This is a genomic window from Streptomyces sp. NPDC028928, from assembly GCF_055564915.1.
Map to the genome: position 1 here is coordinate 51,935 of NZ_JBVHVI010000008.1, position 24,311 is coordinate 76,245.

A 24,311-nucleotide genomic window follows, 5' to 3' on the forward strand; every position below is an offset into this window, starting at 1 on the left:
CCACCGACCGGCTTCTGTGCTGTCCGCACGGTCCGCGGAGCCTCAGCTCGCGTAGTCGCCCACCAGCTCGGCACCGGTCGTCTTCTCGCCACGCTCGGTGATCTCACCGGCGACCCACGCGTCGACCCCACGGTCGGCCAGGGTCGCGAGCGCCACCTCGGTCGACTCCTCCGGGACGATCGCGATCATGCCGACGCCCATGTTGAGGGTCTTCTCCAGCTCCAGGCGCTCGACGCTGCCGGTCTTCCCGACCAGGTCGAAGATCGCGCCCGGGGCCCAGGTGGAACGGTCGACCACGGCGTGCAGACCGTCCGGGATCACCCGGGCCAGGTTCGCGGCGAGACCGCCACCGGTGATGTGGCTGAAGGCGTGCACCTCGGCCGTGCGGGTGAGCGCGAGGCAGTCCAGCGAGTAGATCTTGGTGGGCTCCAGCAGTTCCTCGCCGAGGGTGCGGCCCAGGTCCTCGACCTGGGTCTCCAGGGCCATGCCGGCGCGGTCCAGCAGGACGTGGCGGACCAGGGAGTACCCGTTCGAGTGAAGCCCGGAGGACGCCATGGCGATCACGGTGTCACCCGTGCGGATGCGATCCGCGCCCAGCAGCCGGTCGGCCTCCACGACGCCCGTACCGGCGCCCGCGACGTCGAAGTCGTCCTCGCCCAGCAGGCCCGGGTGCTCGGCCGTCTCACCGCCCACCAGGGCGCATCCGGCCAGCACACAGCCCTCCGCGATGCCCTTGACGATGGCGGCGACGCGCTCGGGGTGCACCTTGCCGACGCAGATGTAGTCGGTCATGAACAGCGGCTCGGCACCGCACACCACGATGTCGTCCATGACCATGGCGACCAGGTCGTGGCCGATGGTGTCGTAGACGCCCATCCGGCGCGCGATGTCGACCTTCGTGCCGACACCGTCGGTGGCGGAGGCCAGCAGGGGGCGCTCGTAGCGCTTGAGGGCGGAGGCGTCGAAGAGCCCGGCGAAGCCGCCGAGGCCGCCCAGCACCTCGGGGCGCTGGGTCTTCTTCACCCACTCCTTCATCAGTTCAACGGCGCGGTCTCCCGCTTCGATGTCGACGCCCGCGGCTGCGTAGCTGGCACCAGTCGTCTCAGACATGGGGTGAGAACTTTCGTGTCGTACGGCAGAACTTACGGGCGGCGGATCGCGTCGGTCGCCGCGGTCGCGGCCGGACCGGCCGCCAGCTCGGTCTCCAGGAGCTGCTTGCCGAGCAGCTCGGGGTCCGGCAGCTCCATCGGGTACTCGCCGTCGAAGCAGGCGCGGCACAGGTTCGGCTTGGCGATCGTGGTCGCCTCGATCATGCCGTCGAGGGAGATGTAGGCGAGCGAGTCGGCGCCGAGGCTGGTGCCGATCTCCTCGATGGTCATGCCGTTGGCGATCAGCTCCGCGCGGGTGGCGAAGTCGATGCCGAAGAAACAGGGCCACTTCACGGGCGGCGAGGAGATCCGGATGTGGACCTCGGCGGCGCCGGCCTCGCGGAGCATGCGGACCAGGGCCCGCTGGGTGTTGCCGCGCACGATCGAGTCGTCCACGACGACCAGGCGCTTGCCCTTGATGACTTCCTTCAGCGGGTTCAGCTTCAGGCGGATGCCCAGCTGGCGGATGGTCTGCGAGGGCTGGATGAACGTACGGCCGACGTAGGCGTTCTTCACCAGGCCGGCGCCGAACGGGATGCCGGAGGCCTCCGCGTAGCCGATGGCGGCCGGGGTGCCGGACTCCGGGGTCGCTATGACCAGGTCGGCCTCTACGGGGGCTTCCTTGGCCAGTCGGCGGCCCATCTCCACGCGGGAGAGGTACACGTTCCGGCCGGCGATGTCGGTGTCCGGGCGGGCCAGGTACACGTACTCGAAGACACAGCCCTTGGGCTTCGCTTCCGCGAATCGCGAGCTGCGCAGACCGTTCTCGTCGACGGCGATGAACTCGCCCGGCTCGATCTCCCGGACGAAGCTGGCGCCGACGATGTCGAGGGCGGCGCTCTCGGAGGCGACCACCCAGCCGCGCTCCAGGCGGCCGAGCACCAGCGGGCGGATGCCCTGCGGGTCACGGCCGGCGTAGAGGGTGTGCTCGTCCATGAAGACGAGGGAGAAGGCGCCCCGGACCTTCGGGAGGACCTGGTGGGCCGCCTGCTCGATGGTGAGCGGCTTGCCGTCCTCGTCGACCTGGGCGGCCAGCAGGGCCGTCAGCAGGTCGGTGTCGTTGGTGGCCGCGACCCGGGTGGAGCGGCTGTTGTTGTCGTTCGGGAGTTCGGCGACCATCTCGGCGAGCTGCGCCGTGTTGACCAGGTTGCCGTTGTGGCCGAGCGCGATGGAGCCGTGCGCGGTGGCACGGAACGTCGGCTGGGCGTTCTCCCACACGGAGGCACCGGTGGTCGAGTAGCGGGCGTGTCCGACCGCGATGTGACCCTGGAGCGAACCGAGCGAGGTCTCGTCGAAGACCTGGGAGACCAGGCCCATGTCCTTGAAGACGAGGATCTGGGAGCCGTTGCTGACCGCGATTCCCGCGGATTCCTGACCCCGGTGCTGGAGGGCGTAGAGCCCGAAGTACGTGAGCTTTGCGACCTCTTCACCCGGAGCCCAGACGCCGAAGACGCCGCAAGCGTCCTGGGGGCCCTTCTCGCCGGGAAGCAGATCGTGATTGAGTCGACCGTCACCACGTGGCACGCCACCGAGTGTAGGCGAGATCGACCACTGGTCCGAATTGGGGATACGTGCCCGCGGCGGCCCGACCCGTGTGGATCACCTTGGTGGATTCCACGTTTGCGCAGGTCACGGCCGCACGTCAGCGCACGGCGAGGACTCTGGCCACCCCGTACGGGCCGGTCACGGACATCTTCGCCGTTTCCATGAGTGAGGTGTCGCACATCATCCGGGGGCGCTGCGGCTGAGGTGGACGCGGTCGCCGTCGCCGTCGGTGAGGGTCAGTTTCGCGGCCTCGGTCCGGGCGACGAGGGTGCCGGTCGTGAGGATGCGGGCGAGGGCGCGCTCGAAGTCCATGCGCTCCTGGCTGCAGGCCATCCTGGTCGTCCGCAGGTCACCGACGGTGATCCGGTCTCCGCGCACGGTGGCGCGGGCGCTGAACTGGTTGCAGCCCAGGTTGCCGGCCACCCTGCCGTCCTCGATGCGCAGGCGGGCGGTGGCGGGCGCGTCCCGGGTCGCACCGCCGACGGTGATGCTGTCGACCCGCCAGTCGATCCCGGTCACCGGCTGCTGGACGGTCACCGCCCCACTGTCCCCCTTCTCGCTGCCACAGGCCACCGCGAGGGGGAGGATCACGGCGGCCACCGCAAGGGTCGCGCGCTGCTTGTACCGGTTCATGGAGATTCGACGCACCCCGGCGGGCCCGGGTTCCGCGACGGCATGACCGGCGACGGTCTACGACATGACGGGCAGCAGTCCCCCGATGTCCGCCCGCTCCCCGCTCGCGCTGACCTTCGCCTCGGCCAGCGCGTCCTGCCAGGCCAGCCGGCCGGTGGCCAGCCGGATCCAGGTCAGCGGGTCGGTCTCCACGACGTTGGGCGGGGTGCCGCGGGTGTGCCGGGGCCCCTCCACGCACTGCACGACGGCGTACGGCGGCACCCGCACCTCCGTGGAGCCGCCGGGCGCCTTCACGGCGAGGGCGTCGGCGAGCAGCCGGCTGGTGGCGGCCAGGGCCTGCCGGTCGTACGGCACGTCGAGGCCCGGGACGGCGGCGTTCAGGTCGTCGGTGTGGACGACGAGTTCGAGGGCGCGGGTGACGAGATAGTCGGCCAGCGGCAGGGCGCCCGCGCTGGTGTCCAGCAGCCGGCTGCCGGGGTGCTCGTCCAGCAGGGCGCGCAGGCTGTGGTCGACGTCGGCGAGGTAGGCGTCGAGGTCCGGGTGGGCGGCGGTGAGGCCCCGGGTGAAGGCGTCGATGTCGGTGGCGCGCCGCCCGGTGGAGAACGGCCACTCGACCACGGTGACGGTCGGTTCGGGCGGGGCCGGCAGCTCCAGGGCCCGGTGGACGGCGGTGACCGCCATGCCGATGTGCGCGATCAGGTCCCGTACGGTCCAGTCGCCGAGCCGGGTGGGCAGGGCGAGCTGCTCGGGGCCGAGGCCGCGGGCGGCGTCCCGTACGTGGGCGAGCTGGGCGAGGACGGCGGCTCGGGTCTTGGCGGGGTCGTAGCTGCGGGCGCGTTTTCTGGCCGGTGGCATGCCAACGACTCTATGCCCGGCGGCGGTTGCGCTTCACCCGTGTGTGTGACTCGGACACCGACCGGCGGGACCGGCACGAGAAGCCGACCGCGTACGGCCAGTCCGGGATCCCCCTGTGCCTCCTGGTCGACCGGGAACTGCGTCCGCTGAACGTCCGACGAGCCGGGAAGGCCCCGCCCTGGCGACGCCGGGCGGGACCTTCTCAGGTGTACGACGGTTACGCCAGCAGCGCCGGGATCGTCTCCTCGTGGGCCTTGCGCAGCTCCTCCAGGGAGAGGGTGAACTCGCCCTGGACCTCCACCGTGTCGCCGTCCACGACGCCGATGCGGGTGGCCGGGAGGCCGCGTGCGCCGCACATGTCGTTGAAGCGGACCTCCTCCGAGCGCGGTACGGCGACGATGGCGCGGCCGGCCGACTCGGAGAACAGGAAGGTGAAGGCGTCCAGGCCGTCCGGGACGACCAGACGGGCGCCCTTGCCGCCGAGCAGCGCCGACTCCACGACCGCCTGGACCAGACCGCCGTCGGACAGGTCGTGCGCGGAGTCGATCATGCCGTCGCGGGAGGCGGAGATCAGGATCTCGGCCAGCAGGCGCTCCCGCTCCAGGTCCACCGCCGGGGGCATGCCGCCCAGGTGGTCGTGGATCACCTGGGACCAGGCCGAGCCGCCGAACTCCTCCCGGGTGTCGCCGAGGAGGTAGATCAGCTGGCCCTCCTCCTGGAAGGCGACCGGGGTGCGCCGGGCGACGTCGTCGATCACGCCGAGGACGGCCACCACCGGGGTCGGGTGGATGGCGGCCTCGCCGGTCTGGTTGTAGAGCGAGACGTTGCCGCCGGTCACCGGGGTGCCGAGCTGCTGACAGCCGTCGGCCAGACCGCGCACGGCCTCCGCGAACTGCCACATCACCGCCGGGTCCTCGGGGGAGCCGAAGTTCAGGCAGTCCGACACCGCGAGCGGCTTCGCGCCCGTCGCCGCGACGTTCCGGTAGGCCTCGGCCAGGGCCAGCTGGGCACCGGTGTACGGGTCCAGCTTGGCGTAGCGGCCGTTGCCGTCCGTCGCGATCGCGACGCCGAGGCCGGTCTTCTCGTCCACGCGGATCATGCCGGAGTCCTCCGGCTGGGCGAGGACGGTGTTGCCCTGCACGAGGTGGTCGTACTGGGAGGTGATCCAGCTCTTGGACGCCTGGTTCGGCGAGCCCACCAGCTTCAGGACCTGGTTCTTCAGCTCCTCGCCCGTCTCCGGGCGGGGCAGCTTGCCGGCGTCGTCGGCCTGGAGGGCGTCCTGCCAGTCGGGGCGGGCGTACGGGCGCTCGTAGGTCGGGCCCTCGTGGGCGACCGTGCGCGGGTCGACGTCCACGATCTTCTCGCCGTGCCAGAAGATCTCCAGCCGGTCGCCGTCGGTGACCTCACCGATGACGGTGGCGATGACGTCCCACTTCGCGCAGATCTCCAGGAAGCGGTCGACCTTGTCCGGCTCCACGACCGCGCACATGCGTTCCTGCGACTCGCTCATGAGGATCTCCTCAGGAGACAGCGTCGAGTCACGCAGGGGAACGTCGTCCAGCGTCACGCGCATGCCGCCGGAGCCGTTGGAGGCCAGCTCGGACGTGGCGCAGGACAGGCCCGCCGCGCCCAGGTCCTGGATGCCGACGACCAGCTTCTCCTTGAAGGCCTCCAGGGTGCACTCGATGAGGAGCTTCTCCTGGAAGGGGTCGCCGACCTGGACGGCGGGACGCTTCGACGGCTTGGCGTCGTCGAAGGTCTCCGAGGCCAGGATCGACGCGCCGCCGATGCCGTCGCCGCCGGTCCGGGCGCCGTAGAGGATGACCTTGTTGCCCGCGCCGGAGGCCTTCGCGAGGTGGATGTCCTCGTGCTTCATCACGCCGATGGCACCGGCGTTGACCAGCGGGTTGCCCTGGTAGCAGGCGTCGAAGACGACCTCGCCGCCGATGTTGGGCAGGCCCAGGCAGTTGCCGTAGCCGCCGATGCCGGCGACGACGCCGGGCAGGACGCGCTTGGTGTCGGGGTGGTCGGCGGCGCCGAAGCGCAGCGGGTCCACGACCGCGACCGGCCGCGCGCCCATCGCGATGATGTCGCGGACGATGCCGCCGACACCCGTGGCCGCGCCCTGGTAGGGCTCGACGTACGACGGGTGGTTGTGCGACTCGACCTTGAAGGTGACCGCGTAGCCCTGGCCGACGTCCACGACACCGGCGTTCTCGCCGATGCCGACGAGCAGGGCGTCGCTCTGCGGCGCCTTCTCGCCGAACTGGCGCAGGTGGACCTTGGAGGACTTGTACGAGCAGTGCTCGGACCACATGACCGAGTACATGGCGAGTTCGGCACCGGTGGGCCGGCGGCCGAGGATCTCGACCACGCGCTCGTACTCGTCCTTCTTCAGGCCGAGTTCGGCCCAGGGCAGCTCGACGTCGGGGGTCGCGGTCGCGTGCTCGACCGTGTCCAGAGGCGTCCGGCTCATGCGTTGACCAGCTTCTTGAGGATCGAGGTGAAGAAGGGGAGGCCGTCGGTGCGGCCGGTGCCGACGAGCGGCTCCACGGCGTGCTCCGGGTGGGGCATGAGGCCTACGACGTTCCCGGCCTCGTTGGTGATGCCGGCGATGTCCCGCAGCGAGCCGTTGGGGTTGAAGTCCAGGTAGCGGAAGACGACGCGGCCCTCCGCCTCCAGCTTGTCGAGCGTGTACTCGTCGGCGACGTACCGGCCGTCCATGTTCTTCAGCGGGATGTGGATCTCCTGCCCGGCGCGGTAGTCGCCGGTCCAGGAGGTCTCCGCGTTCTCCACCCGCAGCTTCTGGTCGCGGCAGATGAAGTGGAGGTGGTCGTTGCCGAGCATCGCGCCCGGGAGGAGGTGGGCCTCGGTGAGGACCTGGAAGCCGTTGCAGATACCGAGGACCGGCAGGCCGGCCTTCGCCTGCTCGATCACGGTCTCCATCACCGGCGAGAACCGGGAGATGGCACCGGCCCGCAGATAGTCGCCGTAGGAGAAACCGCCGGGCAGCACCACGGCGTCGACCTGCTTGAGGTCCTTGTCCTTGTGCCACAGGGCGACCGGCTCGGCGCCGGCGAGACGGATCGCCCGCTGGCTGTCCCGGTCGTCCAGGCTGCCCGGGAAAGTGACGACGCCAATACGAGCGGTCACTTGGCCGCCTCCGCGACTTCCTCGACGCGGACGGTGAAGTCCTCGATCACGGTGTTGGCGAGGAAGGATTCCGCAAGATCGCGGATCCGGGCGAGCGCGGCATCGTCGACCGGCCCGTCAACTTCCAGTTCGAAACGCTTTCCCTGACGTACGTCCGAGATCCCTTCGAATCCCAGGCGCGGCAGCGCACGCTGGACCGCCTGGCCCTGGGGGTCGAGGATCTCCGGCTTGAGCATGACGTCGACTACGACGCGTGCCACTGGCACTCCCGGTGTGTGGTGCTGAGCAGGTCCCTTCAGACTACCCGCACAAAATTTCTACGCGAGTAGAGTTGGAGGAAAGTACGTGAGGCGCATCACGATCGGGTGTCGAAGCCGCACGCCCGCGAAAAGTTCTGGGAAAGTTCCACAGTCCGTCCGTCGCCACCTATTGCGCCCGGACACGCGGACGGATTTAGTCGGGCTTCACTTTGCATTGCCGGGCACTGTACAAATGAATTGGCAATAGCCGATACTCGGCATGTCGTCGGCGTTGAGCTGTAACGACGTGCCGCACGAAGGGACCGATATTCGTGGCGCAAAAGGTCGTGGTCACTCTCTTTGACGACATCGACGGCTCGGAAGCGGCGGAGACGATCGCCTTCGGACTCGACGGCAAGTCGTACGAGATCGACCTGAATGAAACCAACGCCGAGAAACTGCGCAAGGCGCTCGCGCCCTACGTCGAGGCCGGCCGCAAGCGGTCGCGGTCCGGCAAGGCGTACAAGCAGACGGAGGTCGCCCCCGACCCGGCGGCCGTCCGCGCCTGGGCCCAGGCCAACAAGATGGACGTCCCGGCCCGGGGGCGCATCCCGAAGAAGGTCTACGAGGCGTTCAGCGCCGCGCAGTGAGCCCGCGAAGGGGCGAGTCCTCAGGGTCCCGGCATCCCTCAGGGGGCCCTGGGGACCGTGCACTTGGGGCAAACCGGGCCCGTGCGGGAGCCGTCCCGCACCTGAAGGGGAGCCGACTTGCGCTACCCCCCTGCTGATCAGCTAATGTCTGGCACACGCCGAGGGGCGAGGCCGACAGGCCGGATCCCGAGGACCGTGCGGGTGTAGTTCAGTAGTAGAACATCCCCCTTCCAGGGGGAAGGCGCAGTGTGCGATTCCTGTCACCCGCTCTGCACCGCCGACACGACCACTGCTGTGGATCAGGTAGGCTGGTGTTCGCACCGATCGGTGGGAGCCGATCGGGAGCAGTGCGGACGTAGCTCAGTTGGTAGAGCGCAACCTTGCCAAGGTTGAGGTCGCGAGTTCGAGCCTCGTCGTCCGCTCGGGAAGAAGACCCCGGTCCACTGGACCGGGGTCTTCTCGTTGTCCGGCAGTCTGTCCGGCACCGGCCCTGACATTTGTCATGCCGGGCGATGACACCGCGCACTGCCGACCCGGCCCGGCCGCCGGGACGCTGAGGTCATGCACACCCACGGACACGAGAACGTGATCGAGGTCACCGACCTCAGGCGGGTCTACGGGGGCGGGTTCGAGGCCGTACGCGGAATCACCTTCTCCGTGGCGCGCGGGGAGATCTTCGCCCTGCTCGGCACCAACGGCGCCGGAAAGACCTCGACGGTCGAACTGCTGGAGGGGCTCGCGGCACCGGCCGGCGGCCGGGTCCGGGTGCTCGGCCACGACCCGCACCGCGAGCGGGCCGCCGTACGGCCCCGCACCGGCGTGATGCTCCAGGAGGGCGGCTTCCCCGCCGAGCTGACCGTCGCGGAGACCGCCCGGATGTGGGCCGGCTGCACCAGCGGTGCCCGGCCGGAGGCAGAGGTGCTGGAACTGGTGGGGCTCGCGGAGAAGCACGGGGTGCGGGTCAAGCAGCTGTCCGGCGGAGAGCGCCGACGGCTCGACCTGGCGCTCGCGCTGCTCGGCGACCCCGAGGTGCTGTTCCTCGACGAGCCGACGACCGGGCTCGACGCGGAGGGCCGCCGGGACACCTGGGCGCTGGTGCGCCGGCTGCGCGACGCGGGCACCACCGTGCTGCTCACCACGCACTACCTGGAAGAGGCCGAGCACCTCGCCGACCGGCTCGCCATCCTGCACGAGGGCCGGATCGCCGCCTCGGGAACACCGGCCGAGGTCACCGCCGGCCGCCCCTCCCGGATCTCCTTCGAACTGCCCGACGGCTACTTCCTCGGCGACCTGCCGCCCCTCGCCGGCCTCGGCGTCTGCGGACACGAGAGCGACGGCAGGGTCGTACGGCTGCGCACCCGCGAACTGCAGCGCACCGCCACCGCGCTCCTCGTCTGGGCCGAGCGGGCCGGTGTCGAACTGCGCGGCCTGGACGTGCGCTCGGCCTCGCTGGAGGAGGCCTTCCTCCAGATCGCCCGCGAGCAGCAGGAGGTGGCGGCATGAGCAGCCCGGCCCTCGGACTCGCGCCCTCCGTACGGCGGCTGCGCGCGCTGGCGCGGGCCGAGCTGACCCTCCTCGGCCGCAACCGCGGGGTGGTGTTCACCGCGCTCGTCGTACCGCTCGCGCTGCCGTTCAGCGTGCGGCCCGCCCTCGACCGGCTGGACCTGCACAAGCAGGGCATCAGCGTCGGCGCGGCCATGCTCACGGCCGCGATCGGCTTCTCGCTCCTCTTCGCCGTCTACACCTCGCTCGTCAACGCCTACGTCGCCCGCCGCGAGGAACTCGTCCTCAAGCGGCTGCGCACCGGCGAACCGACCGACCCGGAGATCCTCGCCGGCACCGCCCTGCCCGCCATGACCGTGGGCCTCGCACAGGCGCTGCTGCTGTGCGTGGGTTGCGCGGTGCTGCTGCACGCCGGTGCGCCCAGGGCGCCGTACCTGACCGCGCTGGGGCTGCTGGCCGGGCTGGTGCTGAGCGCCGCGCTCGCCGCGCTCACCGCGTCCTTCACCCGGACCGTGGAGAGCGGCCAGGTCACCGCGCTGCCACTGGTGTTCGTGTCGATGACCGGCTCGGGGATCATGTTCCCCACCGAGGTCATGCCGGAGAAGCTCGCCTCCGTCTGCGAGCTGCTCCCGCTGTCCCCCGCGATCCGGCTCGTCCGGGCGGGCTGGACCGGCCAGTTGAGCGCGTACGAGGCTCTCGGCACGCTCGCGACCGCGCTGGCCTGGACCCTGGTGGCGGTGTTGGCTGTACGGCGGTGGTTCCGGTGGGAGCCGCGGCGCTGAGGAACGGGGGGCGCGTGGTGGGGCGGATACGGCGGTGGCACAAGCGGCACTGGCGGGAGCGCAGCAAGACCGAGCGGGTCGAGCTGTACACGGTCGTCACCTGGTACGGCACGGTCTGGTTCTTCTCGCTCGGCTGGCTGCTGCTGCCCCTGGTCGGCGGGCTCGCCCACCGGCCCGTGGCCCTCGTCCTCGGCATCCTGCTCGCCGTGGTCGCGGCCCTGCAGTGCGCGGCCTCCAACCGGCTCACCCGCCCCGCGCTCGACCACTACCTGGGCCGTGCCCGGCTCGCGCCCGGCGCACACCGCGTCCCGGCCGTCCTGCTGGGGCTGGCGCTGGCGCTGATCGTGGCCCTCGCCGCGCTGGACGCGGCCGACCGGGCGACGGTCCGGCTGGCGATCGGCGCCGTCCTGCTGCCGTTCGGGCTGCTCTACGGACTCACCGTCCCGGTGCGGGTGTTCCTGCGCGGCGCGGCGGTCCTCACGGTGCTGCTCATGGCCGCCGTCGGGCTCGCCGACCGGAATGGCTTCGGAATCCTCGCGACCGGCCTGCTGGCCGCCTTCCAGACGGTGTTCTCACTGCTCGCCTGCCGCTGCGGCGCCTGGACCCTGTCCGTGATGTGGGAGGCGGAACGGGCCCGTGAGGTGGAGGCCCGGCTCGCCGTCGCCGAGGAGCGGCTGCGGTTCGGGCGGGACCTGCACGACGTGCTGGGCCGGAACCTGTCGGTGATCTCCCTCAAGAGCGAGCTGGCCGTCCAACTGGCGCGGCGGGGACGGCCGGAGGCCGTGGAGCAGATGATCGAGGTGCAGCGGATCGCACAGGAGTCCCAGCGGGAGGTACGGGCCGTCGTCCGCGGCTACCGGGAGGCCGACCTCGGCGCCGAACTCGCCGGTGCGCGGGGGCTGCTGACGGCCGCCGGGATCGATTGCGAGGTGACCGTGGAGACCGACGGACTGCCGGCGGACGTGCAGTCGGCGCTCGGCTGGGTGGTGCGGGAGGCCACCACGAACGTACTGCGGCACGGGGATGCCGGGCGGTGTGCCGTGGGACTGCGGGTGCTGGAGGGGCGTGTGGTGCTGACGGTGGAGAACGACGGGGTGTCGGGAACCCCCAACGGGGGCGGCGGTTCCGGACTCGCCGGTCTGCGGGAGCGGCTTGCGAGGGTCGACGGGACGCTGGAGGCGGGGGCCTTCGGGAGGAACGGGTTCAGGCTGGTCGCTGAGGTGCCCTTGACCAGAGCGAGTGGAGTGACGCGATGAGTTCACCGGTACGGCTGTTGCTCGCCGACGACGAGCATCTGATCCGGGGTGCGCTGGCCGCGCTGCTGTCGCTGGAGGACGATCTGCGGGTCGTCGCGGAGGCGGCGAGCGGGCCCGAGGCGCTGGCGATGGCCCGGGCGCACGAGCCGGACGTCGCCGTCCTGGACCTGCAGATGCCGGGCGCCGACGGTGTGAAGGTCGCCACATCCCTGCGCACCGAACTGCCCGGCTGCCAGGTGCTGATCGTCACCGGACACGGGCGGCCCGGGCATCTGAAACGGGCGCTCGCGGCCGGTGTGCGGGGGTTCGTCCCGAAGACCGTCAGCGCCCAGCGGCTCGCCGAGATCATCCGGACCGTGCACGCCGGAAACCGTTACGTCGACCCGGAGTTGGCGGCCGACGCGATCTCCGCCGGGGACTCGCCGCTGACCGCGCGGGAGGCCCAGGTGCTGGAGCTGGCCGCCGACGGAGCACCGGTCGCGGAGATCGCCGAGCGGGCCGCGCTGTCGCCGGGGACCGTGCGGAACTACCTCTCCTCGGCCGTCACGAAGCTCGGCGCCGAGAACCGTCATGCGGCAGTACGTCTCGCACGCGAGCGAGGTTGGGTATAGTTGCTCTCGCGCAACGGCGCAATGCGGACGTAGCTCAGTTGGTAGAGCGCAACCTTGCCAAGGTTGAGGTCGCGAGTTCGAGCCTCGTCGTCCGCTCGGGAAAAAGACCCCGGTCCATCGGACCGGGGTCTTTTCGCATCCCTAGCTCCAGCTCATGCCCGTCAGCCGCTCGTACGCCTCCACGTACTTCTGCCGGGTGGCCGCCACGACCTTCTCCGGCAGCGGCGGCGGGGGCTGCTCGCTCTTGCGGTCCCAGCCGGACTCGGCGGACGTCAGCCAGTCGCGCACGAACTGCTTGTCGTACGACGGCTGGGCGCGGCCCGGCTGCCACTGGTCGGCCGGCCAGAAACGGGAGGAGTCCGGGGTGAGGACCTCGTCGGCGAGGACCAGGGTGTCGCCGTCGTAGCCGAACTCGAACTTGGTGTCGGCCAGGATGATCCCCCGGTCGCGGGCGATGTCCCGGGCGCGCGAGTACACCGCCAGGGTGGCCTGGCGCAGCTGGGCGGCGGTCTCGGCGCCGACCTGGCGGGCCACCTCCTCGTAGGAGACGTTCTCGTCGTGCTCGCCGACCTCGGCCTTGGTGGCCGGGGTGAAGATCGGGGCGGGGAGTTCCGAGCCGTCGACGAGGCCTTCGGGGAGGGCGAGGCCGCAGACCGTACGGGACTCGTTGTACTCGACTAGGCCTGAGCCGGTGAGGTAGCCGCGGGCCACGCACTCCACCGGGACCATCTTCAGGGACTTGCAGACCAGGGTGCGGCCCGCCCAGTCGGCGGGGGCGCCCTCCGGCAGCTCGGTGCTGATCACATGGTTGACGGCCAGGTCGCGCAGCTGGTCGAACCACCACAGGGAGAGCTGGGTGAGGACGCGGCCCTTGTCGGGGATCTCCGTGGGCAGCACCCAGTCGTAGGCGGACATGCGGTCACTGGCGACCATCACGAGGTCGCCCGCCTCGTTCTGGTACAGCTCGCGCACCTTTCCGGTGTGCAGGTGCACCAGGCCCGGAACCTCGATCGGCTCGGGCTTTTCTACGAATCCGGACACGGTTCCTCCCCGTGGCTCTGTCCAAGTGCCTCGATTCTCCCGTATGCGGGCGATAGGCCGCGCCCGGGGGTCAGTCGCGTTTGCAGATGCGGTCCAGCAGGTTCGCCGTGGCCCGCTGGACACGGGCGTCCACGTGCTCCGGGCGGTCCAGGGCCGGGGACCAGGCGAACGTTCCGGAGGCGAACACCCAGGCGCCGGAGGGGGCGCGGTAGAGGGACGTCTCCTGGTGGCGCAGGACGCCGTCGTTGTCGGTGTACGGGGAGTGGGCGAGCAGGATGCGCTCGTCGTGCTCGGGCAGCGGGGTGCGCGGGAAGTAGCGGTCGGCCTCGCCGGCGACCAGGCCCTCGATCTCGTCGCCCTCGTGCGCGCCGGTCGCCTCCCACAGCCAGTGGCCGCCGTTGCGGACGATCAGCGGGTGCGGCTCGGGCACCCGGCCCGCGTACTGAATGCCGACCAGCTGCTGCTCGGGCCGGTCGATCTCCCGCCACAGCACCGGTCGGCCCGGGCCCTTGCGCTTGCGGCAGGTCAGCAGCCGGTCCGGGACGCCGGACGGGGACGGGCCCAGCTCCACCTGCCAGTACATGGTGTTGGCGGAGAGGAAGACCAGCGAGGTGCCCCGGTCCCGGGCGTCCTCGACGGCCCGGCGCATCGGCACCGACCAGTACTCGTCGTGGCCGGGGAAGACCAGGCCCCGGTAGCGGGTGGGGTCGATCCGGCCGGCGTGCAGGTCGCGGGCGTCGGCGTAGGCGAGGTCGTAGCCGTACCGCTCGGCCCAGCGGATGAAGTCGTAGGCGTGGCCGACGTGCAGGGGCAGGCCCGCGCCGGCGTACGGGCGGTCGAAGGAGACCGTGGTGGCCGCGTCGGCCTCGCCGAGGAGACGGCCCTTCTCGTCCCAAGCGTGGTAGAGGCTCGCGCCGGTACGGCCGTCCTCCGGGTACAGGTTGTACGCCTGCCAGGTGATGTCCGGCAGCAGCAGGAGCAGGTCGGCGGGGTGGTCGTCGCGGACCGTGAAGGGCACGTGGGAGCGGTAGCCGTCGGCGGTGGTGAGGACGGCCACGTAGGCGCCGACACTCCAGTAGGAGGGCACCTGGAGGCGCCATGACAGCCACCAGTGGTGGCAGGAGACCGTGCGGTCGGCGGTCAGCGGCGGGGGCTGGACGATGCCGGAGAGCCGGGGGCTGGTGGTGATCTTGGCGGCGCCGTCGCCGCCGTAGTGGCCGATGCGGTAGATGTCGACGCTGAACTCCTGCGGCGGGTCGACCGTGACGTGGAAGTCGATCGCCTCGCCGGGCGCGACCGCGCCGGTGGAGGTGAAGCCCTTGATCTGGCGGTGCACGTCGTCGGCCGCGCGGGGGCCGGCACCGGCGGCGCGCGGCGCCGGGACGCGTGCACCGGCACCGCCGGCGAGCTGCTGCGGGCCGGGGTCGACGTACCACGGCACGACATGGCCGGTGTCGTCGAAGTACGTCTCACTGCCGCGCAGCCAGGGCACCGGGCCCTGACCGAAGGGGTCCGTGACGGCGTGCGCGAGTGCTCCGGACTCCCAGCGGCGGATGTGGTCCGAGGCCATGGTCGCTCCCCTCCCTCATGCCCCCGTGCCTGTCTGGTGGTCTCACTGTGCTCGGCGTGCTCGGCGTGCTCGGCGTGCTCGATGTGCTCGATGTGCTCAGCCGCGCTGTCTTATGTCGCGTGCCTTTGCCAAAGGCGTGGTCGGTCCCAGCACATCACATAACGCACGGGCCCGGTCACTAGTCGTTGCGAATTGACCTGAAGTGGAAGTCGCGTTTCCGTTACGGCGGTGACGCCGGGGCGGGGCGGGGGCGGTCAGACGAGTCTCACCGGCTTCTCGGGGCGTATCCCCGACGCGGCCAGCCAGTGCCGCAGCGGGCCCGGGTCCCCCTCCTCGATCAGACTGCGGACCTTGGGCGCGAGATCGGCGGCCCGCTCGCCGCCCAGCAGCAGGGAGGGGCCGTCCAGCCAGTCCAGGGCGGGGACCGCGCCGGCGGTGTCGACGGCCGCGCAGCACACCATCGCCGTGACGTGGTCGGCGAGCAGTTCGCGGGCCGTGCGCTGGGGTTGCAGCGGGAAGGGGGGCAGCACGCAGTCGCAGTGCTCCCACGCCGTGCGCTCGGGGTCCTGGCCGGCGGCGGTCGCGCCCTGCTGTGCGCGGGCCTCCTCGCGGGCCAGCTCGGCGGTGATGCCGGCGGCCAGCGCCGCGCTGCGCTCGGTACCGGGTTCCGTGCCGGAGGCTTCGGCGGGGGACGCCTCGGCTTCGCCTTCGGCGTCCGGGTTCCCGGCCGCACCACCCGGGCGGTTTTCGTGGTTGTCGGGTGGCCTCTGTGGGGGGTGCTCGCCGTCGGTGGCCTGCGGGTTGTCCTGCGGGGGCTTCAGGATTCCCGGTTCCGCCAGGTGGTCCAGGACCCTGGCCAGGGTGGGCCCGCCGGGGTCCGGGGTGGTGGGGTTCAGGGACGGGCGGACGCCCAGGGAGTCCAGGACCCGGTGCAGGCGGGCGGCGTCGGTGCGCCAGGTGCGGTCCACGACCTCCTCCGGGTACGCCTGCCAGTCCACCGGGGCCCAGTCGGAGCCGGGCTCGGCGGGGCCGCCGTGGAAGAGGCGGGCGGCGAGGAGGGAGGCGGCCTCGTCGACCGCACCGGGCTCCTCCAGCAGGTCGCAGGCGGGACGCTCGCCGAGCCGGGAGGCGAAGCCCTCGGCGAGCCGGTCGCGGCGGGACAGCTCGGTGAGCGCCGCCACCACACCCGCGTCCAGCCGGGACGGCCAGCGGCCCATGCGCCAGGCGGGCAGCGCCACCCGGGTCAGCAGCCGGTCCCAGCCGGCGTAGGCGAGCCCGACCTGCTCCTGGGCGACGATCCGCAGGCCGTAGTCCACCGCCTGGGCGCGCTCGGCCGCCGCCGCCGCGACCCCGCGCTCCATCTGCGTCGCGTGCTCCCGGCAGCCTCGCAGCAGCAGCCGGGCCACCCAGCCGAGGGCGGCGCACACACCGCGGGTCAGCGGACAGCGGCCACCGGTCGAGGCGACCGCCACGGCCGCGTCCAGCCCGCGCACGAAACGGCGGGCGGCGGCTATGTCCGGGTGCGCTGAGGGGCCCGTACCCGCGATGACCGGGGCGAGGACCGCGCGCAGCTCGCCGACGCGCATCCACCACAGGAACGGGGAGCCGATGACGAGGACCGGCGCGACGGGGGTCCGGCGGCGGCCGGGGCCCGCTATCTCGTCGGGCGCCGGACGCGGGGGCGGGCCGTGGGCCGAATGGGCCCGGTCCTCCAGCCAGCTGTCGCAGTCCGGGGTGAGCGCTATGGCCGACGGGGCCGGGACGTCCAGGCGGTCGGCGAGGTCCCGCACCATCCGGTACAGGTCCGGGGCGGACTCCTCCGGGATCGGCACCGTGGGGCTCATCGCGGGGCGGGCCCGGGCCACGACCACGGCGATACCGGCCGCGGCCAGCAGCACCAGCACCGCGAGCACGCCGACGACCCACCGGGCCGCGTCCCAGCCCGGGCCGACGAGATGGCCGGTGGAGGCGCCGGTCAGCAGGATCACCGCGGCGCCCGCGGGCAGCACGGCCACGGCCAGCGCCCGGCCCCGGACCCTCAGCACGGCGAGGGCCCGGGAGCGCGCGGCCTGCGCGCCCGCCTCCACACCGATTCCGGTCACGTGCCGACCTCGCCCCCTCCCTGCCGATCGCGTGCTGCCCTGGTCTTGCTCACTCCCCCACTGTGGCACCCGCCACTGACATCGCAATGCCGGTGGGCCAAGTGCCGGAACGCTTGCGCGGCACCCTAGTTGGGGCCCCGGCCCCCGTCAGCCATATGGGCGATTGCTCACTCGATGGAATGGCTTTGGTCAGAGCTGGGTGACAGAAAGCAAAGATCAGGCCCCGGATTGCGGGTCCGGGGCCTGGGATGGGGACGGGCAGGTCAGAGGGGGCGGGCGGGTCAGAAGGACGGGGCTCAGGCGCCCGCGCTCTGCGCCGCCTTCGCCGCGATGTCGGTGCGGTGCTGCGCACCGTCGAGCCGGATCCGGCCCACCGCCCGGTACGCCCGCTCGCGGGCCTCGGCCAGGTCCTTGCCGGTGGCCGTGACGGACAGCACACGACCGCCCGCGCTGACGACCGCGTCGCCGTCCCGCTTCGTACCGGCGTGCAGTACGTACGCGTGCGGGGCGTCCTCGGCGGCCACCTCGTCCAGCCCGGTGATCGGGTCGCCGGTGCGCGGGGTGCCCGGGTAGTTGTGCGAGGCGACGACGACGGTGACGGCCGCCTCCTCGCTCCAGCGCAGCGGCGGCAGGTCACCGAGGTTGCCGGTGGCGGCGGCCATCAGCACGCCGGCCAGCGGGGTCCTCAGGCGGGCCAGCACGACCTGGGTCTCCGGGTCGCCGAAGCGGGCGTTGAACTCGATGACCCGGACCCCGCGCGAGGTGATCGCGAGACCGGCGTAGAGCAGCCCGGAGAAGGGCGTGCCCCGGCGGCGCATCTCGTCCACGGTGGGCTGCAGCACGGTCTGCAGCACCTCGTCGACCAGCTTCGGGTCGGCCCACGGCAGCGGCGAGTACGCGCCCATGCCGCCGGTGTTCGGGCCCTCGTCGCCGTCCAGGGCGCGCTTGAAGTCCTGGGCGGGCTGGAGCGGTACGACGGTCTCGCCGTCGGTGATCGCGAAGAGGGAGACCTCGGGACCGTCGAGGAACTCCTCGATGACCACGCGGTCGCAGGCGGCCGCGTGGGCCTTGGCGGTGTCCAGGTCGTCGGTGACGACGACGCCCTTGCCGGCGGCCAGACCGTCGTCCTTGACCACGTAGGGGGCACCAAAGGCGTCCAGGGCCTCGGCGACCTCCTCGGCGGTGGCGCAGACGTAGGAGCGGGCGGTCGGCACGCCGGCCGCCGCCATGACGTCCTTGGCGAAAGCCTTGGACCCCTCGATCTGCGCGGCCTCCCCGGAGGGGCCGAACACCGGGATGCCGGCCGCGCGGACGGCGTCGGCGACACCCGCGACCAGCGGGGCCTCCGGGCCGACGACGACCAGGTCGGCACCGAGCCTGGTGGCCAGGCCGGCCACCGCGGCGCCGTCGAGCGCGTCGACCTGGTGCAGCTCGGCGACCTCGGCGATACCGGCGTTGCCGGGGGCGCAGTACAGCGCGGTGACGTCGGGGTCGAGGGACAGGGAGCGGCACAGGGCGTGTTCGCGGGCGCCGCTGCCGATGACGAGGACCTTCACGGGGGTCAGCCTACTGGCAAGGTCGCCGAAGGCCGGGGGCCGGGTTTGTTGGAGTTTCCTCCGAAGGCGCTCCCCGGGCCGTTCCCGGACCGCCTCACCGGCCGCCCAACCCGGCCGCCCCACCCGGCCGCCGCAGTCGGCCGCCTCACTCGTTGGAGAACTCCTCCACCACCGTCGCCCCCAGCTCCCGCACGATCAGCTCGTGACCGGAGAGCGCCGACTCGTCCAGATCCGGGTCGTCGTCCTCGGGGATGTCGTCCTCGAGGGCGACGGGCGGCGGCTCGGGCGCGGCGGCCGGCCGGGGGGCCGGGCTGGGCGCGGCGGACCCGGCGCGCCCGGCGGAAGCGGCCGGAGCACCGCCCTGCGGGGCCGTGGGCGCCTGGGAGGAGGGCTGGGAGGCCGCGGGGCGGGCGGCGGGGGCTCCGTAGCCACCGCCCGCGGAGCCGCCGTAGCCGGCGCCCGGAGCGCTGCCGTAGCCGCCCGCGGCCGGCGCGGCGGAGCCGCCGCCGGACGGGTCGACGACCGCCTCGATCTTCCACTGCACGTTGAACTGCTCGGCCAGCGCCTGCCGCAGCACGTCCTCGCTGCCGCTGCCCGCGAAGTTGTCCCGGGCGCCGGCGTTGACGAACCCGAGCTGGAGGGTGGTGCCGTCGAAGCCGGTCACCTGGGCGTTCTGGCTGAGCAGGATCCAGGTGAAGCGGCGGCGGTTCTTGACGGCCTCCAGGATGTTCGGCCAGAGCGCGCGGGGGTCGAGACCGCCGGTGGGCGCGACCGGGGCGGGGGCCGGAGGCTGTGCCGCGGGAGTGGCGGGAGCAGCGGAGGCCGTGGAAGCCGTGGAAGCCGTAGAGGGGGGCTGCGGGGCCGCGCGGCCAGGGCCCTGACCGGCACCCTGCCGACCCCCCGCCGGAGCGGCGGCCGTGGGCCAGCCACCGGGGCGCCGGCCGCTGCCTGCGGGGGCGGCGGTGGGCCAGGCGCCCGGGGCCGGGGCGGCCGGGGCCTGCGCGGCCGGGGCGGGAGCGGGAGCAGGGGTGGGCTCTGTGGGCGCCGGAGCTGGCGGGGCGGCGGGAGCGACAGGGGCGGCGGGAGCCGGCGGAGCCGACTCGGCAGCGGCGCCTGGGCCGGCCGGAACAGCGGCGACAACGGGAGCGGCCGGAGCGCTGGGCGCACCGGGCGCACCCGGTCCGCCCGTCGCCCGCACGGCCGCACGGGCCGCCGCAGGGCCGCCGCCGGGCGGGACGGGCACCGCACCGGCACCCCCGCCGGCCCCGGCGCCCACGCTCGCGGCGAGGGCGCCGCCATGCGCCTCCGGACCGGGGACGTACCCCATGGCGGGCGCACCGGCACCGCCGGAGAAGCTGACGCCGCGCTCCAGGCGGTCGAGGCGGGCCATCAGGGAGCGCTGGTCGCCGTAGGCGGCGGGGAGGAGGACGCGGGCGCAGATCAGTTCCAGCTGGAGGCGCGGGGAGGTGGCGCCGCGCATCTCGGTCAGGCCCTCGTTGACCAGGTCGGCGGCGCGGCTCAGCTCGGCTGCGCCGAAGGTCTCGGCCTGGGCCTGCATCCGCTCCAGGACGTCGGCCGGGGCGTCGAGGAGCCCCTTCTCCATGGCGTCCGGGACGGCGGCGAGGATGACGAGGTCCCGCAGCCGCTCCAGCAGGTCGGCGACGAAGCGGCGCGGGTCGTTCCCGCCCTCGATGACGCGGTCGACGACCTCGAAGGCGGCGGCCCCGTCGCCGGTGGCGAAGGCCTCCACGACGGAGTCGAGCAGGGAGCCGTCGGTGTAGCCGAGGAGGGACGTCGCCATGGCGTACGTCACACCTTCCTCGCCCGCACCGGCGAGGAGCTGGTCCATGACGGACATGGAGTCACGCACGGACCCCGCGCCGGCGCGGACGACGAGCGGCAGCACGCCCTCCTCGACCGGGATGTTCTCCTTCTGGCACACCGCGGCGAGGTAGTCCCGGAGGGTGCCGGGGGGCACCAGCCGGAACGGGTAGTGATGGGTCCGCGACCGGATGGTCCCGATGACCTTCTCGGGCTCGGTGGTCGCGAAGATGAACTTCAGATGCTCCGGCGGCTCCTCGACCACCTTGAGCAGCGCGTTGAAGCCCGCCGACGTGACCATGTGGGCCTCGTCGATGATGTAGATCTTGTAGCGGCTGCCGGCCGGGCCGAAGAACGCCTTCTCGCGCAGCTCACGGGCGTCGTCCACACCACCGTGAGAGGCCGCGTCGATCTCGATGACGTCGATCGAACCCGGTCCGTTCCGGGCCAGGTCACGGCAGGACTGGCACGCGCCGCAGGGGGTGGGGGTGGGACCTTGCTCACAGTTCAGACAGCGGGCGAGGATGCGCGCGCTGGTCGTCTTGCCACAGCCACGCGGCCCACTGAACAGGTACGCGTGATTGACCCGGTTGTTCCGCAGCGCCTGCTGCAGCGGGTCGGTGACATGCTCCTGCCCGATGACCTCCGCGAAGGTCTCCGGGCGGTAGCGGCGGTACAGAGCGAGAGACGACACGCATACGAGGTTATAGGCGCCCACTGACAACCGGCCCCGGCCGAAGATCCCGCAAGCGCGATCCCGGAAACGCAAGCGCCCCCCACGCACCCGCCAGAGCCGACCTACCCTTGCTGCCTTCCGGCCCTGGGGGAGTTCAGTCAGATAGCGCCGCGTGAGGGGCTGTGCCCCACAGTACCCGATGGCGGCCCGCCATCTGTACTCGACCGGGACCACGCCCCCACCCGGGGACGGCCTGCGGGAACGAGTTCGCGAGCACTCCCCTCGGTCATGTAATGTTTCCGGCGGAGGATTCGCCTAGAGGCCTAGGGCGCACGCTTGGAAAGCGTGTTGGGGGCAACCCCTCACGAGTTCGAATCTCGTATCCTCCGCCAGCCCAGAGGGCCGGACCGCATCAGTGGTCCGGCCCTCTGGCGTATGTCCCGTCCGAGCAGGCCCCTTACGGGCCCCCGGCAGGTGTGGGCCGGCCGGTCAGCGGGGCCGTGGGGAAGCGGCCGAGGTTGTCGGGAGGGGGCTGATGCCCGGCTCGTAGTGGTCGCGGAGGTAGATGCGGGTGCGGTCCGGGGCGTAGTCGTGGGCGTAGAAGCTGACGCAGCCGGTGTCCGAGGTGCCGTGGGGGTCGGCGAGCGGGTCCGGGCTGACGGTGGGCTCGGGGTCGGTGCCGGGGCAGACGGAGCCGTAGCGCATGCCCTCCTTGAACGACTCCGGTTCCGGTACGCCCAGGTGTCTGAAGTCGTGGGTCCGCACGTCGGTCACGGCGGCCGTGGGCTCCAGCAGCTCACCGGCCGGCGGGTAGGCGGCCAGGAAGGTCCGCGCCTGGGACCTGGTGAGTGTGAAGGTGAGCACACCGGTGTCGAAGCGGGAGGTCACCTGGTAGCCGGCCCGCGCGTCCTGGGCTCCCGCCGGGATGTCGACGCCCATGTGCCCGCTCATCCACCCCGGCGTGACGCCCTCGACCCATCTGTCGTCCGCGGTCCGCCCGGCGGCCCGGTCACCGGCCGGGCCGGTACCGGTGTCGGAGGCGGAGCAGCCGGTCGCGGCCAGGGCACCCAGGAGGGCCAGCGCGCCGAGGGCCGCCCCGGCGGCGCGGGGCCGGCGGGGGCCGCCTGCGTTGTCGTGGGCGTCGTTCATCGGACGGCCGTCCTCCCGGGTGACCTGTGCGTCGTACGGCCCTGCTGTTGTTCCCGGCCCGGGTCCGTGCGTCCGTCCCTGCTCTCGTCGGGGCCCGGGAGCGGGGCCTGGTTGGGCTGCGAGGAGCCGAGATCGTAGTGGGGGCAGGAGACCTGCGAATGTATCAACTCCCTTTGCCCGAAACGGGTGCTGACTTGACCCGCCTACCGCGTCACCCGCACCGGTGCCGACACCGTCACCTGGTCCAGGTCCGAGATGCGGATCGTGGCCTTCATCGTCCAGGTGCCGGGGAGGGGGAGGGTGAAGGAGGGGGTGGACCAGTAGCCGCCGCGGTCGGTGAGCCGGGTGTCCAGGGGGCCTACGCGCTGGGCGGGGAGGGTGAGGGTGACGCGGAGTTCGGGGACCGTGGAGAGGCCGCCGTCGGGGCCGTAGATCACCGCCTCGACGGAGTTGGTGCCGACCCTGCCGGGGTCCAGGGTGATCTGGACCTTGCCGTGGCCGCCGGAGGCGCCGGTGTCGAAGGGGATCGTGGTGACGGAGGCCGTGGGGATGCCCGTCGCCGGGGAGGCCGCGGGCTGGGCGGACTCCGTCGCCGCGCGGCCGGGCACGGTGCTGGTCAGGAGCGTGGTCAGGGCCAGGACCAGTACGGCGGCGGTCGCCTCCAGGAGGACCGAGCGGCGCAGGAGGCGCAGGGGCACGGCGGGGGACGGGGGCGGTTCCGGGGGGAGGTCGGGGAGCGGGGGGCCGGTGGCCGGTTCGGGGGCGCGGGCACGGGCGGGGGCGGGGGCGGTGGCCCGGGTCAGGCGGGCGGTCCAGGTGCGGGAGCAGGCCGCCGCCAGGAGGAGCGCGGCGACCACCGCCAGCTTGGCCAGGAGGGTACGGCCGTACGTCGTGTCCGTCAGGGCCCGCCAGGAGCCCAGGCCGCGCCAGGACTGGTAGACGCCGGTCACCACCAGGACCGTCACCGCGACCAACGCCAGGCGGGAGAAGCGGGCCGGGACCGAGGCCGGCAGGCCCACCGGTTCCGGGGTGCGCCGCAGGGTCCACAGGAGCGCGGCCAGGCCGCCCAGCCAGGCCGCCGTGGCCAGCAGGTGCAGGGTGGAGGAGACGATCGCCACCGGGACCTGGATGCCCGCCGAGGCGTGGTCGGACGCCGACCAGGTCAGGGACAGGGCCACGGCGAGGACCGCGGCGGCCGCGAGGGTGGTGCGGCGCGGCAGCCTGGCGCGGCGCCCGCGCAGGGCGGTCGCGGCGGCCACGGCCAGGAGCAGCAGCGCCAGGCGGAGCAGCAGGAGCCGGCCGGGGCGGGTGGTCGCCGTGTGGGTGAGGGCGGAGAGGGAGAAGGCGGTGGTCGGGGCGGTGGCCTCCTCGTAGGGCGCGCGCAGGACGTACAGGGCGGTGGTGGAGGCGAGGAGCGTGGCCGCGGCGGCCAGGACGGGGGTGCGCAGGTGGGCCGTGGCCGGCGGGCGGCAGTACGCCACGAACGCGGCGGTGCCCAGGAGCAGCGCCAGGGAGAGGTAGGCGAGGTAGCGCGCGATGGTGTGCAGGGCCGTGGTGGCGCGGTTCTCCGTGCGGTCCGCGGGCGGGGCCGCCGGGGCGGCCGTGCGCTCGCCGACCGAGAAGGTGAGGGCGCCGGACACCGGGTGGCTGTCGGCCGACACCACCCGCCAGGCGACCGTGTACGTGCCGGTGGCGAGCCGGGCCGGGAGGGTGACGCGGGCCGTGTCGGAGCGGCCGGGGGCGTGGTCGGCGGGGCCGGTGCGCAGGCGGCGGTTGCCGGGGTCGTAGATCCGCAACGAGTCGGTGAGCAGGCCGACGGACTCGGTGAAGGTGAGGGTGACCTGGTGTGGCGCGGTGCGCAGGACGGTGCCGTCGGCGGGGTCCGACGTGCGCAGGACGGCGTGGGCCGAGGCGGGGGCCGCCGTGCCGAGGAGGAGGCCGAGCAGGAGGGCGGGGAGCAGGAGCAGGGGTCCGGCGAGCCTTCCCCCGCGCGGTCGAGCGAGCCTTCCCCCGCGCGGTCG

19 protein-coding genes, 4 tRNA genes, 1 other RNA gene and 1 pseudogene are annotated in these 24,311 nt (G+C 72.7%); 10 read left to right on the top strand and 15 right to left on the bottom strand.

From position 1 onward, the window contains the following. Positions 1 to 42: 42 nt before the first annotated feature. The 4 genes from purM to ACZ4U1_RS20030 form a co-directional block, all read right to left on the bottom strand. Entirely contained in the window at positions 43 to 1,110 is a 1,068-nt protein-coding gene (purM, locus tag ACZ4U1_RS20015) for a phosphoribosylformylglycinamidine cyclo-ligase (RefSeq protein WP_467904804.1), read from the bottom strand. Positions 1,111 to 1,142: 32 nt separating this feature from the next. Next, positions 1,143 to 2,672 carry an amidophosphoribosyltransferase gene (purF, locus tag ACZ4U1_RS20020; protein WP_467904806.1) on the bottom strand — a complete coding sequence of 510 codons (1,530 nt, stop codon included), beginning with the start codon at positions 2,670 to 2,672 and terminating at the stop codon, positions 1,143 to 1,145. A gap of 201 nt (positions 2,673 to 2,873) precedes the next feature. After that, on the bottom strand, positions 2,874 to 3,326 hold the full coding sequence (locus ACZ4U1_RS20025; RefSeq protein ID WP_467904808.1) for an META domain-containing protein: 453 nt from the start codon (positions 3,324 to 3,326) through the stop codon (positions 2,874 to 2,876). A 57-nt stretch (positions 3,327 to 3,383) separates the two neighbouring features. Next, complete coding sequence (locus tag ACZ4U1_RS20030; protein WP_467904809.1) at positions 3,384 to 4,181, bottom strand: maleylpyruvate isomerase family mycothiol-dependent enzyme; 798 nt, start codon at positions 4,179 to 4,181, stop codon at positions 3,384 to 3,386. A 47-nt stretch (positions 4,182 to 4,228) separates the two neighbouring features. Here ACZ4U1_RS20030 and ACZ4U1_RS20035 point away from each other — a divergent pair. Next, a pseudogene (locus tag ACZ4U1_RS20035) lies at positions 4,229 to 4,318 on the top strand (Uma2 family endonuclease); the annotation flags it as partial. An 80-nt stretch (positions 4,319 to 4,398) separates the two neighbouring features. Here the strand turns inward: ACZ4U1_RS20035 and purL are convergent. From purL to purS, 3 genes are read right to left on the bottom strand one after another with little or no spacing between them, the layout of a single operon-like run. Next, positions 4,399 to 6,657, bottom strand: a complete 2,259-nt coding sequence (gene purL / locus ACZ4U1_RS20040; protein WP_467904811.1) for a phosphoribosylformylglycinamidine synthase subunit PurL — start codon at positions 6,655 to 6,657, stop codon at positions 4,399 to 4,401. After that, positions 6,654 to 7,334, bottom strand: a complete 681-nt coding sequence (purQ, locus tag ACZ4U1_RS20045; RefSeq protein WP_467904812.1) for a phosphoribosylformylglycinamidine synthase subunit PurQ — start codon at positions 7,332 to 7,334, stop codon at positions 6,654 to 6,656. Before purQ ends, purL begins: the two co-directional genes overlap by 4 nt. Then, the gene (purS, locus tag ACZ4U1_RS20050) at positions 7,331 to 7,594 is read right to left on the bottom strand and encodes a phosphoribosylformylglycinamidine synthase subunit PurS (RefSeq protein ID WP_030422802.1); all 264 of its coding nucleotides are present in this window, start codon (positions 7,592 to 7,594) and stop codon (positions 7,331 to 7,333) included. Before purS ends, purQ begins: the two co-directional genes overlap by 4 nt. A 311-nt stretch (positions 7,595 to 7,905) precedes the next feature. Between purS and ACZ4U1_RS20055 the strand changes: the two genes are divergently transcribed. The 8 genes from ACZ4U1_RS20055 to ACZ4U1_RS20090 all read left to right on the top strand — a co-directional run bounded on the left by ACZ4U1_RS20055 (position 7,906) and on the right by ACZ4U1_RS20090 (position 12,471). After that, entirely contained in the window at positions 7,906 to 8,223 is a 318-nt protein-coding gene (locus ACZ4U1_RS20055) for a histone-like nucleoid-structuring protein Lsr2 (protein ID WP_059249902.1), read from the top strand. A 197-nt stretch (positions 8,224 to 8,420) separates the two neighbouring features. Then, a tRNA-Gly gene (locus tag ACZ4U1_RS20060) sits at positions 8,421 to 8,492 on the top strand. A gap of 80 nt (positions 8,493 to 8,572) precedes the next feature. Continuing rightward, positions 8,573 to 8,645 (top strand) — tRNA-Gly (locus ACZ4U1_RS20065). A gap of 139 nt (positions 8,646 to 8,784) precedes the next feature. After that, entirely contained in the window at positions 8,785 to 9,726 is a 942-nt protein-coding gene (locus tag ACZ4U1_RS20070) for an ABC transporter ATP-binding protein (protein ID WP_467904815.1), read from the top strand. Then, positions 9,723 to 10,508, top strand: coding sequence for an ABC transporter permease (locus ACZ4U1_RS20075; RefSeq protein ID WP_467904816.1), 786 nt, complete (start codon positions 9,723 to 9,725; stop codon positions 10,506 to 10,508). Before ACZ4U1_RS20070 ends, ACZ4U1_RS20075 begins: the two co-directional genes overlap by 4 nt. A gap of 14 nt (positions 10,509 to 10,522) precedes the next feature. Beyond that, the gene (locus ACZ4U1_RS20080; RefSeq protein ID WP_467904817.1) at positions 10,523 to 11,764 is read left to right on the top strand and encodes a sensor histidine kinase; all 1,242 of its coding nucleotides are present in this window, start codon (positions 10,523 to 10,525) and stop codon (positions 11,762 to 11,764) included. After that, the gene (locus ACZ4U1_RS20085) at positions 11,761 to 12,375 is read left to right on the top strand and encodes a response regulator (RefSeq protein ID WP_467904819.1); all 615 of its coding nucleotides are present in this window, start codon (positions 11,761 to 11,763) and stop codon (positions 12,373 to 12,375) included. Before ACZ4U1_RS20080 ends, ACZ4U1_RS20085 begins: the two co-directional genes overlap by 4 nt. A gap of 23 nt (positions 12,376 to 12,398) precedes the next feature. Next, positions 12,399 to 12,471: transfer RNA gene (locus ACZ4U1_RS20090), tRNA-Gly, on the top strand. A 45-nt stretch (positions 12,472 to 12,516) separates the two neighbouring features. Here ACZ4U1_RS20090 and ACZ4U1_RS20095 read toward each other — a convergent pair. From ACZ4U1_RS20095 to ffs, 6 genes are all read right to left on the bottom strand, one after another. After that, on the bottom strand, positions 12,517 to 13,416 hold the full coding sequence (locus ACZ4U1_RS20095; protein ID WP_467904820.1) for a phosphoribosylaminoimidazolesuccinocarboxamide synthase: 900 nt from the start codon (positions 13,414 to 13,416) through the stop codon (positions 12,517 to 12,519). Between the two features lie 70 nt (positions 13,417 to 13,486). Next, positions 13,487 to 14,986: a N,N-dimethylformamidase beta subunit family domain-containing protein gene (locus ACZ4U1_RS20100; protein WP_467904822.1), complete on the bottom strand. Its 1,500-nt coding sequence runs from the start codon at positions 14,984 to 14,986 to the stop codon at positions 13,487 to 13,489. Between the two features lie 254 nt (positions 14,987 to 15,240). Next, positions 15,241 to 17,088, bottom strand: a complete 1,848-nt coding sequence (locus tag ACZ4U1_RS20105) for a M48 family metalloprotease (RefSeq protein ID WP_467904824.1) — start codon at positions 17,086 to 17,088, stop codon at positions 15,241 to 15,243. A 296-nt stretch (positions 17,089 to 17,384) separates the two neighbouring features. Further along, the gene (gene purD, locus ACZ4U1_RS20110) at positions 17,385 to 18,644 is read right to left on the bottom strand and encodes a phosphoribosylamine--glycine ligase (protein ID WP_467904826.1); all 1,260 of its coding nucleotides are present in this window, start codon (positions 18,642 to 18,644) and stop codon (positions 17,385 to 17,387) included. A gap of 145 nt (positions 18,645 to 18,789) precedes the next feature. Beyond that, a complete protein-coding gene (locus ACZ4U1_RS20115) occupies positions 18,790 to 21,159 on the bottom strand; it encodes a DNA polymerase III subunit gamma and tau (RefSeq protein WP_467904828.1) in 2,370 nt (789 codons plus the stop codon). 68 nt (positions 21,160 to 21,227) lie between these two features. Next, positions 21,228 to 21,326: signal recognition particle sRNA small type (ffs, locus tag ACZ4U1_RS20120), an RNA gene on the bottom strand. 119 nt (positions 21,327 to 21,445) lie between these two features. On the opposite strand from ffs, the gene ACZ4U1_RS20125 reads away from it, so the two are divergent. Beyond that, positions 21,446 to 21,533, top strand: a tRNA-Ser gene (locus ACZ4U1_RS20125). Positions 21,534 to 21,630: 97 nt separating this feature from the next. Here ACZ4U1_RS20125 and ACZ4U1_RS20130 read toward each other — a convergent pair. Together ACZ4U1_RS20130 and ACZ4U1_RS20135 are read right to left on the bottom strand one after the other, a co-directional pair. Beyond that, the gene (locus tag ACZ4U1_RS20130; RefSeq protein ID WP_467904830.1) at positions 21,631 to 22,290 is read right to left on the bottom strand and encodes a hypothetical protein; all 660 of its coding nucleotides are present in this window, start codon (positions 22,288 to 22,290) and stop codon (positions 21,631 to 21,633) included. A 203-nt stretch (positions 22,291 to 22,493) separates the two neighbouring features. Further along, entirely contained in the window at positions 22,494 to 24,257 is a 1,764-nt protein-coding gene (locus ACZ4U1_RS20135) for a copper resistance CopC family protein (RefSeq protein WP_467905279.1), read from the bottom strand. Between the last annotated feature and the right edge of the window lie 54 nt (positions 24,258 to 24,311).